12 protein-coding genes are annotated in these 16,314 nt (G+C 69.0%); 10 read left to right on the top strand and 2 right to left on the bottom strand.

Annotated elements, in window-relative coordinates; translation table 11 throughout:
• The 5 genes from MLE27_RS17410 to MLE27_RS17390 form a co-directional block, all read left to right on the top strand.
• Nucleotides 1-962 (top strand): hypothetical protein (locus tag MLE27_RS17410; protein WP_279355919.1); only part of this gene is annotated, 962 nt, incomplete at its 5' end.
• 135 nt (nt 963-1,097) lie between these two features.
• Nucleotides 1,098-2,336 (top strand): glycosyltransferase, encoded by a 1,239-nt coding sequence (locus MLE27_RS17405; protein WP_243313851.1) that lies wholly within the window; start codon nt 1,098-1,100, stop codon nt 2,334-2,336.
• Complete coding sequence (locus MLE27_RS17400; protein ID WP_243313850.1) at nt 2,333-3,652, top strand: tetratricopeptide repeat protein; 1,320 nt, start codon at nt 2,333-2,335, stop codon at nt 3,650-3,652. Before MLE27_RS17405 ends, MLE27_RS17400 begins: the two co-directional genes overlap by 4 nt.
• Nucleotides 3,636-5,570, top strand: a complete 1,935-nt coding sequence (locus MLE27_RS17395) for a glycosyltransferase (protein ID WP_243313847.1) — start codon at nt 3,636-3,638, stop codon at nt 5,568-5,570. Before MLE27_RS17400 ends, MLE27_RS17395 begins: the two co-directional genes overlap by 17 nt.
• Before the next feature lie 25 nt (nt 5,571-5,595).
• A complete protein-coding gene (locus MLE27_RS17390; protein WP_243313845.1) occupies nt 5,596-6,183 on the top strand; it encodes a TrmH family RNA methyltransferase in 588 nt (195 codons plus the stop codon).
• A gap of 28 nt (nt 6,184-6,211) precedes the next feature.
• On the opposite strand, the gene MLE27_RS17385 is transcribed toward MLE27_RS17390, so the two are convergent.
• Nucleotides 6,212-7,873 carry a glycosyltransferase family 2 protein gene (locus tag MLE27_RS17385; RefSeq protein WP_243313844.1) on the bottom strand — a complete coding sequence of 554 codons (1,662 nt, stop codon included), beginning with the start codon at nt 7,871-7,873 and terminating at the stop codon, nt 6,212-6,214.
• A gap of 37 nt (nt 7,874-7,910) precedes the next feature.
• Between MLE27_RS17385 and MLE27_RS17380 the strand changes: the two genes are divergently transcribed.
• The gene (locus MLE27_RS17380; protein WP_243313842.1) at nt 7,911-8,537 is read left to right on the top strand and encodes an L-threonylcarbamoyladenylate synthase; all 627 of its coding nucleotides are present in this window, start codon (nt 7,911-7,913) and stop codon (nt 8,535-8,537) included.
• Nucleotides 8,538-10,058: 1,521 nt separating this feature from the next.
• Here MLE27_RS17380 and MLE27_RS17375 read toward each other — a convergent pair.
• Nucleotides 10,059-10,880: a glycosyltransferase family 9 protein gene (locus MLE27_RS17375; RefSeq protein ID WP_243313839.1), complete on the bottom strand. Its 822-nt coding sequence runs from the start codon at nt 10,878-10,880 to the stop codon at nt 10,059-10,061.
• A 297-nt stretch (nt 10,881-11,177) separates the two neighbouring features.
• Between MLE27_RS17375 and MLE27_RS17370 the strand changes: the two genes are divergently transcribed.
• The 4 genes from MLE27_RS17370 (at nt 11,178) to pdxA (ending at nt 16,133) form a co-directional block, all read left to right on the top strand.
• Nucleotides 11,178-11,615, top strand: a complete 438-nt coding sequence (locus MLE27_RS17370) for an NUDIX domain-containing protein (RefSeq protein ID WP_341482547.1) — start codon at nt 11,178-11,180, stop codon at nt 11,613-11,615.
• A 77-nt stretch (nt 11,616-11,692) separates the two neighbouring features.
• Entirely contained in the window at nt 11,693-13,150 is a 1,458-nt protein-coding gene (glgA, locus tag MLE27_RS17365) for a glycogen synthase GlgA (RefSeq protein WP_243313835.1), read from the top strand.
• Between the two features lie 96 nt (nt 13,151-13,246).
• Nucleotides 13,247-15,208, top strand: a complete 1,962-nt coding sequence (gene glgB / locus MLE27_RS17360) for a 1,4-alpha-glucan branching protein GlgB (protein ID WP_243313853.1) — start codon at nt 13,247-13,249, stop codon at nt 15,206-15,208.
• Nucleotides 15,156-16,133, top strand: coding sequence for a 4-hydroxythreonine-4-phosphate dehydrogenase PdxA (gene pdxA / locus MLE27_RS17355; protein ID WP_243313832.1), 978 nt, complete (start codon nt 15,156-15,158; stop codon nt 16,131-16,133). Before glgB ends, pdxA begins: the two co-directional genes overlap by 53 nt.
• The last annotated feature ends 181 nt before the right edge of the window (nt 16,134-16,314 follow it).

The following is a 16,314-nucleotide window of genomic DNA, read 5'->3' as shown; positions in this document are numbered from 1 at the left end:
GTATTTTGCCCCTCATGGGCTCCGGCTCGGTGGCTTTCGAATCCGGCGAAGTGGCCTGGCTGACCTCCCCAGGGCAGGAAGTGGCCGTCACCGTGGGCGAGCGCGGCGCCATCGTGCAGTTTTTGACCCTGCGCCCCGGAGACTACCCCTCCACAGGCATGCACCTGGAGGTCCGCAGGCATCAGGCGGCCGCGCAGGGCGCTTTCCTCGGGCAGCCCCAGGCTCCCCAAGCTCCGATGTTCGGACAGCAGCCTCAGGCGGCTCTCTTCGGCCAGCCGCAGGCCCCCCAAGCTCCGATGTTCGGACAGCAGGCTCAGGCGGCTCCTTTCGGCCAGCCTCAGGCCCCCCAAGCTCCGATGTTCGGACAGCAGCCCCAGGCTCCCTTCGGCCAGCCCCAGGCTCCCCATGCTCCCCAGGCTCCGATATTTGGACAGCAGCCCCAGGCGGCCCCCTTCGGTCAGCCTCAGACCGCTCCTTTCGCCCAGCCCCAGGCCCCTCAGGCCCCCCAAGCTCCGATGTACGGACAGCAGCCCCAGGCCGCGCCCGGCGTCAAGCTGCACGTGGCCTGCCACATCCAGAACATCGGCGACCAGGTGGCCGAGGACGGCCAGCCCGCGGGCCTGCCCGGCTCCAAGCTGCGCCTCGAGGCCGTGGCCATGCTGGCCGAAGGCCTGGATTCCGACGCCCTGGAATACGCCGCCATCTCCCACGATGGGCGTCTGACCCCCTGGGCGTCGGCTCCCCAGTTCTGCGGCACGCGGGGCATGGGCATGCCCCTGCTCGGCTTTGTGGCCCGGCTCAAGGGCCAGACCGAGGCCAAGTACGACATCTGTTATTCCGGCACCTTCATCCAGGCCGGGCAGATGGCGGAAGTGCGCAACGGGGAGTTCCTCCAGTCCGTCCAGCCGGGCGACATACTCGAATCCCTGCGCGTGCGTATCGTTCCCAAGGGCGCGTTCTAGGCCACGCTCGGCTTTTTTCGCCCCCGCGCCCTTGGCGCGGGGGCGGCTCCGCCCGGGACGCAAGGGCCTTCATCCCGTGCGTGAGAGCGCGCTCCGTATCCCAAGGCCGCCACTCAAGCTCACGGGTTCCCGCTGATGCAGCGCAACGGCCTGACCGTCCTCTTCATCCACTACGATTTCCCCAGCCAGTTCCGAGGGCTGGTGGCCCATTACCTGGCCCGCCCCGGCGTGCGGGTGGCCGCCATCCAGCAGGCCTGCGCCTCCGCCCCCTTTGAAGGAGTGCACTACGCCACCTACCAGGTGGCGGGGCAGCCCCCGGCGGGCACCCACCCCTACGCCCGCAGCGTTGAGGCCCAGGTGCGGCGGGGGGCCGCCGTGCTGGAGGCCGCCGCGCGCCTGCGCGCCCAGGAAGTCGTGCCGGACCTGATCTACGCGCACCCCGGCTGGGGCGAAGCCCTGTTCCTGGAGCAGGCCTTCCCCGAAGCAAAGCGCATCGTCTATTGCGAATTCTACTACCGGATGAGCGGGGCCGACGTCGGATTCGATCCCGAGTTCCCGGCCCCGCCCGAGCTCGGCGCGGTGCTGGCCATGCAGAACACGGCCGTGCTGCACGCGCTCAACACCTGCCATGGGGCGGTGAGCCCGACCCTCTGGCAGAAGCAGGGCCACCCCGCGCATTGGCACCCCCTCATCGAGGTGATCCACGAGGGCATCGACACGGACCTCGTGCGCCCAGACCCCTCGGCCGCGCTGCACCTGGGGCCGGGCCTGCCCGTGCTGCGCGCCGGGGAGGAGATCGTCACCTACATCTCGCGCGATCTGGAGCCATACCGGGGCTTCCACACCTTCATGCGCGCCCTGCCGGAGCTGCTGGCCCGCAGACCAGGCTGCCGCGTGTTCGTGGTGGGCAAGGACGGCCCCGGTTACGGCCCCAACCCGCCCGAGGGGCTCACCTGGCGGCAGAAGCACCTGGCCGAGAACCGCATCGACTCGAGCCGGGTGCACTTCCTGGGCACGGTGCCCTACAACGTCTACCTCAAGCTGCTGCAGGTGTCGGCCTGCCACATCTATCTGAGCTATCCGTTCGTGCTGTCCTGGTCCTGCATCGAGGGCATGGCCGCCGGGTGCCTGATGGTGGGCTCCGCCACCGCGCCGGTGATGGAGGCCATCGAGCACGGGGTCAACGGGCTGTTGACGGACTTCTTCGATCCCTCGGCCCTGGCCTCCACGGTGGCCGCCGTGCTGGAGGCCCCGGCGCGCCACGCGCACCTGCGCGCGGCGGCCAGGCAAACCGCCGTCGCCCGCTACGACCACAGCCGCGTCTGCCTGCCCGCGCATCTGCGTATGGCGCAGCGGGTGCTGGAGAGCCCATGAAATCAACGTATTCCCGCCCCGACGCCGAGGCCGAGGCTCAGATCCGCGCCGCCCGGGAGGACCTGCGCACGGCCGAAAACCTGCTGGCCTCGGGTCAGGCCGCGCAAGCCCTGCCCCTGGCCCGGCGCTGCCTGGGCCTGGACGAGACCCACGCCCCGGCCCTGGCCCTGGCCTGCCGGATCCATGCGGCCCTGGGCGACATGGAACAGGCCCTGGACTGCTCCGGACGTGTGGCGCGCATGGCCCCGGACCTGACCGCCGCGCTGATGCTCCACGCCTCCTGCCTGCACGCGGCCCGCGACCACGCCGCCTGCCGCGACCAATGCCTCAAGGTGCTGGCGCGGGAGCCGGACAACCGCGAGGCCCTGCGCTTCCTGCTCTCCTGCGGGTTGTCGCTGGGGACGGCCGTATCGCTTACGGGGGAGGCCGTGCGCCTGGCCTCGCTCTCCGATTCCGTGGAGGACTGGGCCCTGGCCCTGCGCACCCTGGCCGAGGCCTCGGGCGGGCGGGCGTTCGGGCTGGCCGTGCTGCAAGGCGGGCACCTCTGCGGCGCGGCCTTGGACCCTCGGCGGCCCCAGGACCAGCTGGGCGTGGCCTTCAGCGTGGGCGGCACCCCGGCTGGGGTGATGCCGGCGGGCCTGACCCATCCGGCCTTCGCCCTGGCCTCCCTCCCGGACGGGCACGCCTTCCGCATGCCCCTGCCGGCGGCCTGGGCTGGCGCGGAGGTGACGGCGACCCTGGCCGACTCCGGCCTGGCCTGCCACGGCTCGCCGCTCAAGCCCGCAGGGGCGGGCGCGGCCCAGGGCAGGGCGGCTGTGGAGGCCGTGAGCCGCATCGTGGGCCATCTGTGGCATCCGACGGAGCCGGGCAGTCGGCGCACGGTGCGCCTGGCGGACGACGCCGGGCAGGTGCGCGAGGTGCTGGCGGACCGGTTCCGGCCCGAACTCCTGGAGCGTGGCTTGCACGACGGCGCGCACGGCTTCGAGGTGGTGTGGGAGGTCGCCGCGCAGGGCGGCTGCTGCGCCCGCGTCTCGGTCAGCGATGCGGCCACGGGCGCGCCGTTGCCGGGTTCGCCGGTCACCGTCTGCGATCCCGGGCGCACCATAGCGGCCCTTGCGGCATACAACGGCTGGCTGCGCCAGGCCGGGCTGAGCCCGGACGCGCCGCCGCCCCTGCCTCCCCAGTGCAGAGGCGAATTCCTGCGCGCCGTGCGGGAGCGCGGGGCTCTCTGGCTTGCGGAGCTGGAAACCCAGACCGCCGAGGCCCTGCGGAAAGCCGCCGAGGCGCAGGAGGACGGCCATGCCCCCCGTGGTTGACGTTCTGGTGCCCGTGTACCGCGGGCTGGCGGAGACCAGGGCCTGTCTGGAGTCGCTGCTGGCGGCTCCGAACCAGGCCGCCATGGAGATCGCGGTGCTGGACGACGCCTCGCCTGAGCCGGAACTCGCCGCCTACGTGCGCGGGTTGGCCGGGCGCGGCCTGGTCACGCTGCTGGCCAACCCCGCGAACCTGGGGTTTCCGGCCACGATGAACCGGGGCTTCGCCCTGCACCCGGACCGCGACGTGGTGGTGCTCAACAGCGACACTGTGGTCTTTCCCGGCTGGCTGGACAGGCTGGCCCGCGCGGCGCACTCCGCGCCGGACATCGGCAGCGCGACGCCGTTCTCCAACAACGCCACCATCTGCTCCTATCCCCGCGTCAACCAGGACAACGAGGCCCTGCAGGACGTCTCCCCGGCGGAACTGGACGCCCTGTTCGCCGCGCGCAACGCCGGGGCCGTGCGCGACCTGCCCACGGCCGTGGGCTTCTGCATGTACGTGCGCCGCGACTGCCTGGCGGACGCCGGATACTTCGACGAGCACACCTTCGGCACCGGCTACGCCGAGGAGAACGACTTCTGCCTGCGCTCCGCCAGGCTGGGCTGGCGGCACGTGCTGGCCGGGGACGTGTTCGTGCGCCACAGCGGGCAGGCCTCCTTCGGCGCGGCGCGCAAACCAGCGCTGGAGCGCAATCTGGCCCTGCTGGAGCGGCGTTTCCCTCTCTATCTGCCCAGCGTGCTGGAGTGGAACCGGCAGGACCCCCTGCTGGATCTGCGCCGCAACGTGGACAGGGCGAGGCTGGAGCGCCTGCGCCCTCAGCCCACGGTGGTGCAGGTCTGCCACGGACTTTCGGGCGGCACGGCCCGCAGGCTGCGCGACGAGCGCGCCGAACTGGCCGCGGCCGGGTTCGCCACGGCCACGCTGCTGCCGGACACGGGGGAGGGCGGGCGCGGCCCGGACTGGGTGCGCCTGGAGGCCGGGCAAGCCCCGGACTGCCCCAACCTGCGCTACCGCCTGCCCCAGGAGCAGGACCTGCTGGCGGCGGACCTGGCGCGCCTTGGGGCCACGGAGGTGCGCCTGCACCACTTCATGGACGTGCCGCCCGCGCTGCTGGATCTGGCCGGGCGCATGGGCCTGCCGCAGGACACGGTGGTACACGACTTCGCCTGGTTCTGCCCCCGCATCAACTGCATCGACGACACCCGCCGCCACTGCGCCGAGCCCTCGCCCGAGGTCTGCCAGCGCTGTGTGGACGCCAACGGGGCGGATTTCCGGCCCGAGGGCGGGGTGGCGGGGCTGGTCGAGCGCTCCTCGAGAATTCTGCTCGGCTCCAGGCGCGTGGCGGCCCCCAGCGCGGACGCCGCCGGGCGCATGATGCGCCACTTCCCTGGCCTCTCCGTCATGGCCGTGCCCCACGGGGAGCCTCCATTCGCGCCGCCCCCCGCGCCCCCCGCCTGGGACGGCCGCTCCCGCCTGCGCCTGGCCGTGATCGGGGCCATCGGCCCGCACAAGGGTTACGAGGTGCTCAAGGCCTGCGCCCTGGACGCCGCCCGGCGCGACCTGCCGCTGGAATTCAGGGTGGTGGGCTTCAGCGCTGACGATGCCGCGCTCTACGCCACGGGGAGGGTGCACATCACCGGGGAATACGCCGAGGACGAGGCCCTGGAGCTCATCGCCAGCCAACGCTGCCACGCCGCCCTGTTCCTCTCGGTGTGGCCCGAAACCTGGTGCTACACCCTGACCCAGGCCTGGCGCGCGGGGCTGCGCGCCTTCGGGTTCGACCTGGGCGCCGTGGGCGAGCGCATCCGGGCCACGGGCTGGGGCTGGCCGGTTCCGCTCTCGCTGGATGGACAAGCGGTCAACGATCACGTACTTGCCGCGTTCTCGGGGCGCATCCAGTCTGGCCCGTCCCGCTGAATCCACCGACATCGCAGGACAATCCATGAGGGAACGCACCGACAACCGCAAGGAACGCATCCTGGGAGTTCTGGCCCGCAGGCAGAAAGACCTCACCGTGGTGCTCAACAACATTCACGATCCGCACAACGTCTCCGCCGTGCTGCGCAGCTGCGACGCCTTCGGCGTGGCCGAGGCGCACCTGCTCTACACGGACACGCCTTTCCCCACGCTTGGGCACAAGAGTTCGGCATCCGCGAAGAAGTGGGTGCCGCTGACGCGCCACAAGTCCGCCGCCGAGATGGTGAAGGGATTTCGCGCCAAGGGCATGCAGGTGCTCTCCACGGGGTTCGGGCCGCAGGCCAAGCCCCTCACCGAGTGGGACCTGAGCCTGCCCACCGCCGTCATCATGGGCAACGAACACGACGGCGTGGCCGAGGAGCTGGCGACCCTGGCCCCGGACCACATCTACATCCCCATGCAGGGCATGGTGCAGAGCCTCAACGTCTCCGTGGCCACGGCCGTGATCCTCTACGAGGCCTTTCGCCAGCGCATGACCAAGGGCATGTACGACGAGCCGGGCTTCACCCCGGAAGAGATCCAGGAGCGCTACGACCTCTGGATCACGAAGTAGCGGAGCCCGCCATCACCCTTGCCCGGCATCAGCCCTTGCCCTTGAGCGCGGCCTGCAGCTCGCGCGAGGCGTCCAGAAGCTGCCGCCAGGCCAGGTCGTGGTCGGCCAGGATCAAGGCGTCGAGCTGTTCGTCTGTGTACTTGGACTCCAGCTTGATCTTGTTGCCCTGGATGTGGGCGACCTGGGCGGGGGTTGAGGCCTGGCGCATGCTGGAGTTCTGCACGTGGTCGATGCGCAGCCGCCCGGTGTAGAGGCAGGGCTTGCCCGCCAGCCAGGTGCGGATGTCGCGGTCCAGGTCGTCGAACTGGGTGGGGGTGAAGCGCACGTCGAAGCCGCCCACCGCGTCCAGCAGGGACGTCTCCAGCAGGTGGCAGCACCCCGAGACGGACACGCAGGCCCGCTCGTAGCCGAACAGGCCGGAGTCGCGCATGCCGGTGCAGTTGCTGAACACGCGCAGGCGCTCGCCGGATTCCGGGGCGTCCTGCCCGGCCAGGCGGTGCAGCAGGTGGTAGTCCGCCGATTGGAGGCGGTGCGGGTGGCTGTGGTCGCGGATGGAGCAGCCCACGGTGGAGCACTCCGGGTGGCGCAGGGCCGCGTCCAGCAGCAGGGCCAGCCAGTCCTTGGGCAGGATCACGTCGTCGTCCAGGAAGGCGGCCCGCTCGCAGGCCCGCACCTGCGGCAGCGAGAGCAGCCAGTTGCGCGCGGCGGGCGCGCCCACGTTCACCGGCAGTGTGACCACGCTCAGGCGGTGCGCGCCGTAGCGGTCCCTGGCGGCGGCCAGCGCGTCCGGGGTGGCGTCTGTGGAGCCGTTGTCCAGCACGAACACGGGGTTGTCCCCGATGTCGGAGTCGAAGAGGCTCTCGATGGTCTGGGCGATGAGCGCGGCCTTGTTCCAACTGTAGGCCAGGATGGCCGTGCGCGTGGGCGGCAGGGCCTTGGGCCGCTTGGGGGCGCGCAGCGCGCAGGCCAGCTGCATGGTCAGGTTGGCGTGCCAGGGCATGGCGCGCCACAAGGGGAGCCATTGCCGCACCGCCGCGCCGGGGTTGCCGTTTTCGGCGGCCAGCAGGCCGGCCATGAATTTTCGCCAGGGGCCGAAGGCTGGGCCGACACCGTCGAATGCCGGGGGCAGCCCGTGGGCGTGGTCCAGCTCCGCCGTCAGCCTTGCGCTCAGGTGCGCGTCCAGCCCGGCCTGGTCCAGAATGTGTTTTGCCTTATCGCGGTCGGGCAGGGCCACCAGCTCGTCCCAGGCTTCGCCCAGCCAGGAGAGGGCCGCCTGCCCGCGCACGGCCTGCTCCAGGAAGGTGCCGGCCAGCTCCGGGTCCGCCGTGGCCTTGACCTCCTCCCAGAGGGGGGTGGGCGGCAGGGGACGCAGGCTTTTCTTGATGGCGAGCATTGCCTGGCGCACTTCGGGGGCCAGGAAGCCCCGCGCCCCGTCCAGGGGCAGGAGCATGGCCAGCACCGTGGCGGTGAGCGGCCGCTGCTGCCAGGCCCAGGAGAGCAGGCCCGCCGCGGCAGACATCAGCACTTGATTGCCGGGGGCCGAGCGCACTATTGCTTCCGCGAGGCCCCACTGCTGCCAGGAGCTTTCGGTGGAAAGCCCCCAGGTGGGCAGCGGCCCCCGCAGCAAGGCCAGTTGTGCGGGCTCGAAGGGCGGGAAACAACCCAGGTACGTTTCGGAGGTTTCTGTCATGGCATGCGCGCGTGATGATTGTTCCCCGCAGTCCCGGATGGACAGGGCCGTGCAGGCCCTCGTGGGAGGCGGGTGCGTCGTCTACCCCACGGAGACCTTCTACGCGCTGGGAGCCCTGGTGGGAAGCCCTTCCGCGCTGGCGCGGGTGAACACCATCAAGGGCAGGCCGCGCTCCAAGCCTTTGCCGGTGATCGTGGGCGGCATGGAGCAGCTCGGGCAGGTGATGTCCGCCGAGGCGGCCTCCTGGCCGGGATACGCGGTGGCCATGCTGCTCATGGAGCGCTTCTGGCCCGGCCCGCTCTCCGTCATCGTCCCGGCCGCCAAGGGGCTGCCCCCCCAGCTGCTGGACGGGCGCGGCAGCGTCTCCGTGCGCTTCACGCCCCACCCCCAGGCCCGGGAGCTCTGCCTGCGGGCGGGCTCTCCGCTGGCGGCGACCAGCGCCAACGTCAGCGGCGAGCCTTCCGTGAGCGATGTGGGCCGACTCTCCCCGGCGGTGTGCCTCGGGGCGGATTACGTGCTGGCGGGCGACCCGGCCCCGGCGGGCGGGCTGGCCTCCACGGTGGTGCGGCCGCTGGCCAACGGGGAAGCCTACGTCTACCGGGTGGGCGCGCTGCCCCTGGAGGAAATCGAGCGGGCCGGGGTCATCCTGCGTCGCGAGGAGTAGGGGGAGCGTAAAGGATTTTTTACCCCGGGGCGGCCCAATGGGCTGCCGGAGCTGGGGAAGTTCAAGTTTTTCTACGAACGGGAGGGAGGAGAGAAGCGGTTTCGCAACAATAAGTTGTTTGAAATAAGCATGTTATAAAAAATTTCGACAACGCGTCACTGTTGGCCCGCTCCTTGCTAAATTGAATGCATTCTTCCTCCTTTTAGAAACAATCTTTCTGAATCGGCTTTCAAGGATACCAGGCCCTTGAAAGCCGCTCTTCATTTGGAGCCCCGGCACCGGGCGGCCGCACCTCCTGAGCTTCTCTCCGGCACACTTCCTACGGTTTTGGACGCCGCTTCGCTTGGGCGCAGGCGGCCTGCCGCTGCTTGAGCCTTTTGCTTCCCGTCGCGCGGTGGTGAGGCCATTGCCCGGCGAGCCGCGCACACCGGTTCACGGAGGCGGAACATCCGGCCTCGTTCCCACTGTGGAAGCATACGGCATGACGCGCCCGGCCTCACGGGGGAGGTGGGTGGTCGGCCGTGCGCAACGTCCAAGCGGTGGTCGGATTCCGGGCTCGCGGGGAGGCGGCGCAAACCTCATCGCCGGGGCTGGGTTCAAGAAACTGCACTCCATGCCACGCATAACCCCAATCGGCGCAGGAGTGGGGGGGGACGCTCTGCCTCCGTGCCGATGCACGGTTCAAGTATCTGAACGCCCGGCCCTGCGCGGATTAGATTAATTGTTCGAACGTGCGTAGCGGCAGCTTCCTGAGCGCCTTCAAGACGTTGTACGCCCGGCCACCGGTCCGCTCGAATATGGCAACGCGGGGGCATACGCCCGTTCTCCCGAGCCGGGGTTGGTTCAAAAAAGCTGAATATCCAGTATTTACAGGTTGTTGTTTGCATTGTGGCCTGACATGAAGGCCAGCTTCCTGGGGGCTTTCATGGAAATGAACCTCCGGCCCTCGATCACCCGCGTGCCCCATTGCGGTTGCAGGGGCCCCCGGACGCTCCTGCCGGGCACGGTTCAAGAAGCTGAACGGGCGGTAGCCCCGGCGCCGCCCGCAGCCCCAGACAGCGGCCAGCATTGGGAATTTGATCCCGGCGAAATTCGGAGGGGCGGTCCAACCCTCATCCCGGCTGTAAGGCTTGGCCGTCGGCCGGGAAGGCGGGCTGTCCAATCCATGCTGGCTGGTAATCCAGCAGAAAGACCACGATATTTACTGGAGTTATGCTGTCAGCCGATCGCAACCCCCCTGCGAGAGTGGGGAATCGAGGTCTGAACGCTGTCGTGCTGTGTTGGCCGAGGGGTTCCGGCTCGCGGGTCGTTCAAGGAATTTAACCCGGATTGGGCTTCGGAGCGGTTCAAGCTGGTGGACGTTCAAGAAACTATACGATTAAGCACGGGGTTCGAAGGCCGATGCCTAAAAATATCATGAGCTATTTTAAATATTTGTTATTAATTTTTCGGTTTCGGCATGTTTTGGCCCGCCGCTTGCTAAAAGGTGGGTGTTCTTCCTCCTTTTGATAAAACCGGCTTTCAAGGAATACCAGGGCCTTGAAAGCCGGTTTTACAATTTCCAAGCCCTTCCAACGCTTCCAGCACCACTTCCGGGCTGATGCCCTCCAGGCAGGCCGGGCCGAGACGGCCGGGCCGCCCGCATTCGAGGCCCGCGCAGGTGGCCGTGCAGGGCGAGCAGGGCAGGCCCAGCGAAATCTCCCTCATCCCCACAGGCCCCCATTGCGCGAAAGCCGTGGGGCCGAAGAGCGACACACCGGGCAGGCCCATCATCCCGGCAAGGTGCATGGGGCCGGTGTCCCCGCCCACGACCGCACCGGCCGAGGCCAGGAGCGTCTCCAACTCCTCCAGATTTTGCGGCGCGGCCACCCTCGCGCGCCCCGCATCCATGCCGCGCTCCAGTTCGGCCGGACCCAGCACGAAGAGAGCCTCGCGCCCGCGATCCTCCAGCATCCGGGCCAGTTCAAGAAAATGTACCAGGGGACACTGCTTGGCCGGGTGCCCGGCCCCGGGGAAGAGCAGCACCGGGCCGTCCGGTTGCGCTGTCGCGCCGAAGAACCCCCGGAAGGCCTCCAGCCAGTCCCGGGCTGGCGGGACCCCGGCCCTGTCCAGAGCGGCCAACTGGGCTTGGCGTGCGTGCGTCCCGGGCGAGTCGATAGGGACGGCGGGCAGGAACGTGCAGTCCAGCCCGGGAGCGACCTCCGGGATTCTCTGCACCACGGGCCAGATGATCCGGCAGCCTTCAAGCTCCTCCGGCGTGGAGGCCGCCCCGTGGATACGCTCCAGGGCCCGGCGCGGGGCGGGGGGGCACGGTTCGAAACCCAGCGGCCTAAGCCAGCGCATGCGCTCGGACGACCCGGCCCAGTATAACCGCGAATCGGGGAAAGCCCTGCCGACGCTCAATACGGCTGGCCAGGAAAGTAGGAAGTCCCCCAATGCTCCGTGATGAATGAGAATCACCTTGTCAGGCACGGGGGGGGCGGGTATAGATTGCATCCAGGAGTCTCTTCGCATCCCCCGGACTGGCGTGTAAAGCCCCACACGCCGGAGGGGCCGCATCGACCCCCACGGGGCAGGGACGTTACGCCGCTGACCATGGAATCCGCCAGCCCCTCCACATGCCCGTGTTGCGGTCGGCCCATGCCGGCCTACCGCAACCCCACCCCCACTGTGGACATCGTCATCGCCTGTCCCGGCGGCGGGGTGGTGCTCATCGAACGCCGCAACGAGCCCCACGGCTGGGCTCTGCCCGGCGGCTTCGTGGACTACGGCGAGACCCTCGAGAACGCCGCCATCCGCGAAGCCAAGGAGGAAACCGGGCTGGACGTGGAGCTCACGGGCCTGCTGGGCGTCTATTCCGACCCGGAGCGCGACCCCAGGCAACACACCATGTCCGTGGTCTACACGGCCCGCGCGCATGACATCGCCGCGCTCGGCGCCGGGGACGACGCCGCCAGGGCCCAGATCTTCCCGCTGGAGCGTCTGCCCGCCCCCCTCTGTTTCGACCACGGGTGCATCCTGGAGGACTACGCGCGCGGCTTCGCCTGGCTCAACACCCGAAAGGGGCGCTGGAAATAACGGCTCGCTTCATGGTATCGTAACCACGCTGGTGTTAACTGGCCGTAGGTGTCTCGCAGCATCCGACGGGGAGCAGAATGCCATTTCATCATAAGGTCGTCTTCATCGCATCCGAGATTTACCCGTTCTCCAAGACCGGCGGGCTTGGCGACGTCCTTGGGGCGCTGCCGCTGACGCTTTCCCGCATGGGTGTGGATGTGGCCGTGATCACGCCGTTCTACGGCCGCCTGAGCACCGGCGAGTTCAAGCTGCGCCTGATCTCCTCGCGCTGCCCGGTGGGCTACCCCTGGGCGCCCATAACCGCCGAGATCTACATGGCCGACTACCACGGCCTGCCGGTCTATTTCATCCAGCGCGGCGAATACTTCGACCGCCGTTTCTACTACAACACCCACGACGGCGACTATTTCGACAACTGCGAGCGCTTCATCTTCTTCTGCCGGGCCTGCCTGGAATGGGCCAGGCGCATGGACATGGCCCCCCGGCTCATCCACGTGCACGACTGGCAGGCCGGCCTCGTGCCCGCGTTCATGCACTTCTGGCGGCAGATCGACCCCTTCTGGCGCGACACCAGGACCATGCTCACCATCCACAACCTGGCCTTCCAGGGCCGCTTCGCCTCGCGCCTCTTCAAGGAGTCGGGGCTGCCGCCCGAGGCCTGGAACATGGACGGCGTGGAATTCTGGGGCGACTTCAACCTGCTCAAGGCGGGCATCGCCTATTCCGACCTGGTGACCACCGTGAGCCCCACCTACGCCGAGGAGATTCTCACCACGGAGTATGGCTGCGGGCTGGAGGGCATCCTCTCCAAGCGCAGGTACGCACTGCGCGGCATCCTCAACGGGGCCGACTACTCCGTCTGGGACCCGGGGAACGACCGCTACCTCCCCTGCACCTACAGCGCGAGCGACATCGCCAACAAGGCCGCCTGCAAGCAGAACCTCCTGGACGAGATGGACATGGACCCCACCCTGGCCAACAGGCCAGTGCTGGGCTTCATCGGCCGCCTGCGTCGCCAGAAGGGCGTGGACCTGCTCATCGACATCCTGCCGGAGCTCATGCGCATGGGGCTTGGCGTGGTGGTGCTGGGCGAGGGCAACCTGGAGTTCGAGGCCCAGCTCATGGAGATGATGGAGACCTATCCGGGCAGGCTCTATGTGCGCATCGGCTACACCGAGGACCTGGCCCACCGCATCCAGGCCGCCTCCGACATCTTCCTGATGCCTTCGCGCTATGAGCCCTGCGGCCTGACGCAGATCTACGCCCTGCGCTTCGGCACGCCCCCCGTGGCCACCAACCGGGGCGGCCTCAAGGACACCATCGTCCCCTACCCGGACCCGCAGTGCACGGGCTTCACCTTCCCCGAGGCCACGGCCGAGTCCTTCCTGCAGAGCATCCGCCAGGCCGTGGACGTGTTCTCCAGGCCCGAGGAGTGGAACACGATCGTGCACCGGGCCATGCGGGCCGACTTCTCCTGGGAGCGTTCCGCCGCGCGCTACCTCGAGGTCTACCGCGAGTTGGGCATAGACGTGTAGCCGCGCCCGCCCGGCGGGCCACACCTTCCTCCCCGACCTCGCCCCTCCAGGCCGGGCCAGCGCCCTGGCGCGTCCTCTCATCCCTAGGAGGCCACCCTGAGCACTCCCCTCGCGATACCCCCGTTCGATCTCTACCTCTTCGGCCGTGGCGAACACTGGGACATCTACCGCATCCTTGGCGCGCACCCCCACAGCGAGGGCGGGCGCGACGGCTTCCGTTTCGCCGTATGGGCGCCCAACGCCCGCGAGGTGTGCGTGCTGGGCGGCTGGAACGGCTGGCGCCACGGCGAGGCCAGGCTGCACCCCGTGGCCGCCTCGGGCATCTGGGCCGGGTTCGTGCCCGGAGTGGAGCGGGGCCAGCTCTACAAGTTCGCCGTGCGCGACGCCTCCGGCCATGTGCGCCAGAAGTCGGACCCCTACGCCTTCCGGGCCGAGCTTCGTCCGGCCACGGCCTCTGTGGCCTGGGGCCTGGGCGGCTACGAATGGAACGACCAGGAGTGGATGCAGGCCCGCGCCGGAGCGGGGCTGCCGCTTGACAGGCCGGTGTGCGTCTACGAGGTCCACCCAGGCTCCTGGCGCTGGAGCGGGCCGCGCTACGGCGACTTCCTGGATTACGGGCGGCTGGCGGACGAGCTCATTCCCTACGTGGCCGACCTGGGCTTCACCCACATCCAGCTCATGCCCATGGCGGAGCACCCCCTGGACGAGTCCTGGGGCTACCAGACCGGGCACTACTTCGCCCCGACAAGCCGCCACGGCACGCCCGAGGGCTTCAAACACTTCATCGACCGTTGCCATCAGGCGGGCATCGCCGTCCTGCTGGACTGGGTGCCCGGCCACTTCCCCAAGGACGACTGGTGCCTGGGCCGCTTCGACGGCACCGCGCTCTACGAGCACGAGGACCCCCGCAAGGGCGAACACCCTGACTGGGGCACCTTGATATTCAACTACTCCCGCAACGAGGTGCGCAATTTCCTGCTGGCCAACGCACTGTACTGGCTGGAGGAGTTCCACCTGGACGGCCTGCGCATCGACGCCGTGGCCTCCATGCTCTACCTGGACTACTCGCGCGAGGACGGTCAGTGGGCGCCCAACGAGCACGGCGGCAAGGAGAACCTGGAGGCCATCGCCTTCCTGCGGGAGCTCAACACCGTGGTCCACGCCCGCTACCCCGGGGCGCTCATGGCCGCCGAGGAGTCCACGGCCTGGGCCGGGGTCTCGCGCCCGGTGGATCACGGGGGCCTGGGCTTCAGCTTCAAGTGGAACATGGGCTGGATGAACGACACCTTGGAATATTTCTCCAAGGACCCCGTGTTCCGCTGCCATCACCAGAACACGCTGACCTTCTCCATGCTCTACGCCTTCCACGAGAACTTCATCCTGCCCATGTCCCACGACGAGGTGACCCACGGGAAGGGCTCGCTGCTCTCCAAGATGCCCGGCGACGACTGGCAGCGTTTCGCCAACCTGCGCTGCTTCTTCAGCTACATGTGGGCGCACCCGGGCAAGAAGCTCATGTTCATGGGCGGGGAGTTCGGGCAGTGGCGCGAGTGGTCCAGCCGGGAGCCGCTGGACTGGGCCCTGCTGGACTTTCCGAACCACCGGGGGCTCATGGCCGCCCTGCGCGACCTGAACAGCATCGTGCGCCGGGAGCCCGCCATGCACGCGCTGGACTGCGAGTGGGGCGGGTTCGAGTGGGTGGACCTCTCCGACAGCGCCTCCTCCGTCATCAGCTTCCTGCGCAAGGACTCGCGCGGCCAGCAGATTCTGTGCGTGTTCAACTTTACGCCCGTGGTGCGCCGGGAGTATGCTCTGGGCTGTCGCCACCCCGGCCGCTGGCGCGAGATATTCAACTCCGACGCGGCCTGCTACGGCGGCTCCGGCGTGGGCAACGCCGGCGGCGTGGACGCCCATACCCCGGGCCTTGGGCTGTGGCCGCACCAGGTCCGCCTGACATTGCCCCCGCTGGGCGCGGTATTTTTCAAAGCAGAGGAGCCTTCCGCTGATGCACCCCACGATCCTGACGACCCTGGGCGACCCCAACGGCCTGGGGCCTGAGCTTGTCTGCCGCTGGCTGGCCACAAAGCCGGGCCTGGAGGAGCGCCTCGTGCTCATCGGGCCGGAATCGGCCCTGTTGCACCACGCCCGGCGCTTGAATCTGGAGCCCTGCTGGCGCAAGGGCCTGGAGGACCGATCCACCGGGCTGACCCTGCTGGAGCCCGAAGGGCTCGGCGACTTCACCCCGCGCCCCGGCGAGTTCCACGCTTCCGGCGGGCTGGCCGCCGGGCTCTCGCTGGACCTGGCCTGCGACCTGCTGCTCTCCGGGCGGGCGGACGCCCTCGTCACCTGCCCGCTGAACAAGGCCGGGCTGCAGGCAGCCGGGTTCGACTTTCCCGGGCACACCGAATTCCTTGCCCAGCGCGCGGGCCTCGGCCCGCACGACGTGTGCATGCACCTGTGCGGCCCCACGTTGCGCGTGAGCCTGGTGACCACCCACCCCCCTCTGCGGGATGTGCCTGCCCTGGTGACCAAAGAGAAGGTTCTTCATTGCCTGCGGCTCACGGCCGGTTTCGTGCGCGCTCTGGGCTTGCCCGGCTCCGTGGCTGTCTGCGGCTTGAACCCTCACGCCGGGGAATCCGGGCGCATCGGGGACGAGGAAAGCACGGTGATCGAACCCGCCATCGCGCAGGCCCGCGCCGAAGGGCTGGACGTGGCGGGGCCGTTCCCGGCGGATACCGTGTTCCACAGGGCCTGGAAGGGCGACTTCCCGGCCGTGCTGGCCATGTACCACGACCAGGGCCTCGGCCCCCTCAAGCTGGTGCATTTCGGCGAGTCCGTGAACGTGACCCTGGGGCTGCCCTTCGTGCGCACCTCCGTGGACCACGGCACCGGCTACGACCTGGTGGGGCGCGACTGCGCCAACATGGGCAGCTTCCTGGCCGCGCTGGATCTGGCGCGCCGCCTCTCCCGCCCGGCGCGCTGATCCTTCAGTTTGGGCAATAAAACAAGCGCCGGGCATCCCCTCGGGATGTCCGGCGCTTTCGTATTCGGTCTACAGTACCGTCCGGTTCGTCACGCTTTCAATATCGGTGCGAAGCGGAATGGGTGTCCAGAGGGCCTCCGGCCCTTTGGCGGGAGAGTGCAGAGAGGGCGGAGCCCTCTTT

The organism is Fundidesulfovibrio agrisoli, from assembly GCF_022808715.1.
In the GTDB taxonomy this organism is placed as follows: Bacteria; Desulfobacterota; Desulfovibrionia; order Desulfovibrionales; family Desulfovibrionaceae; genus Fundidesulfovibrio; species Fundidesulfovibrio agrisoli.
This window is presented reverse-complemented; position numbering and strand designations above follow the sequence as displayed.

What these genes read in the sequence shown, in the direction of transcription:
- MLE27_RS17390 (WP_243313845.1), top strand. Translation starts at nt 5,596, where the DNA reads ATGAGGGAACGCACCGACAACCGCAAGGAACGCATCCTGGGAGTTCTG.
- MLE27_RS17385 (WP_243313844.1), bottom strand. Translation starts at nt 7,873, where the DNA reads ATGACAGAAACCTCCGAAACGTACCTGGGTTGTTTCCCGCCCTTCGAG.
- glgA (WP_243313835.1), top strand. Translation starts at nt 11,693, where the DNA reads ATGCCATTTCATCATAAGGTCGTCTTCATCGCATCCGAGATTTACCCG.
- MLE27_RS17375 (WP_243313839.1), bottom strand. Translation starts at nt 10,880, where the DNA reads ATGCGCTGGCTTAGGCCGCTGGGTTTCGAACCGTGCCCCCCCGCCCCG.
- MLE27_RS17400 (WP_243313850.1), top strand. Translation starts at nt 2,333, where the DNA reads ATGAAATCAACGTATTCCCGCCCCGACGCCGAGGCCGAGGCTCAGATC.
- MLE27_RS17395 (WP_243313847.1), top strand. Translation starts at nt 3,636, where the DNA reads ATGCCCCCCGTGGTTGACGTTCTGGTGCCCGTGTACCGCGGGCTGGCG.
- MLE27_RS17370 (WP_341482547.1), top strand. Translation starts at nt 11,178, where the DNA reads ATGCCGGCCTACCGCAACCCCACCCCCACTGTGGACATCGTCATCGCC.
- MLE27_RS17380 (WP_243313842.1), top strand. Translation starts at nt 7,911, where the DNA reads ATGGACAGGGCCGTGCAGGCCCTCGTGGGAGGCGGGTGCGTCGTCTAC.
- MLE27_RS17405 (WP_243313851.1), top strand. Translation starts at nt 1,098, where the DNA reads ATGCAGCGCAACGGCCTGACCGTCCTCTTCATCCACTACGATTTCCCC.
- pdxA (WP_243313832.1), top strand. Translation starts at nt 15,156, where the DNA reads ATGCACCCCACGATCCTGACGACCCTGGGCGACCCCAACGGCCTGGGG.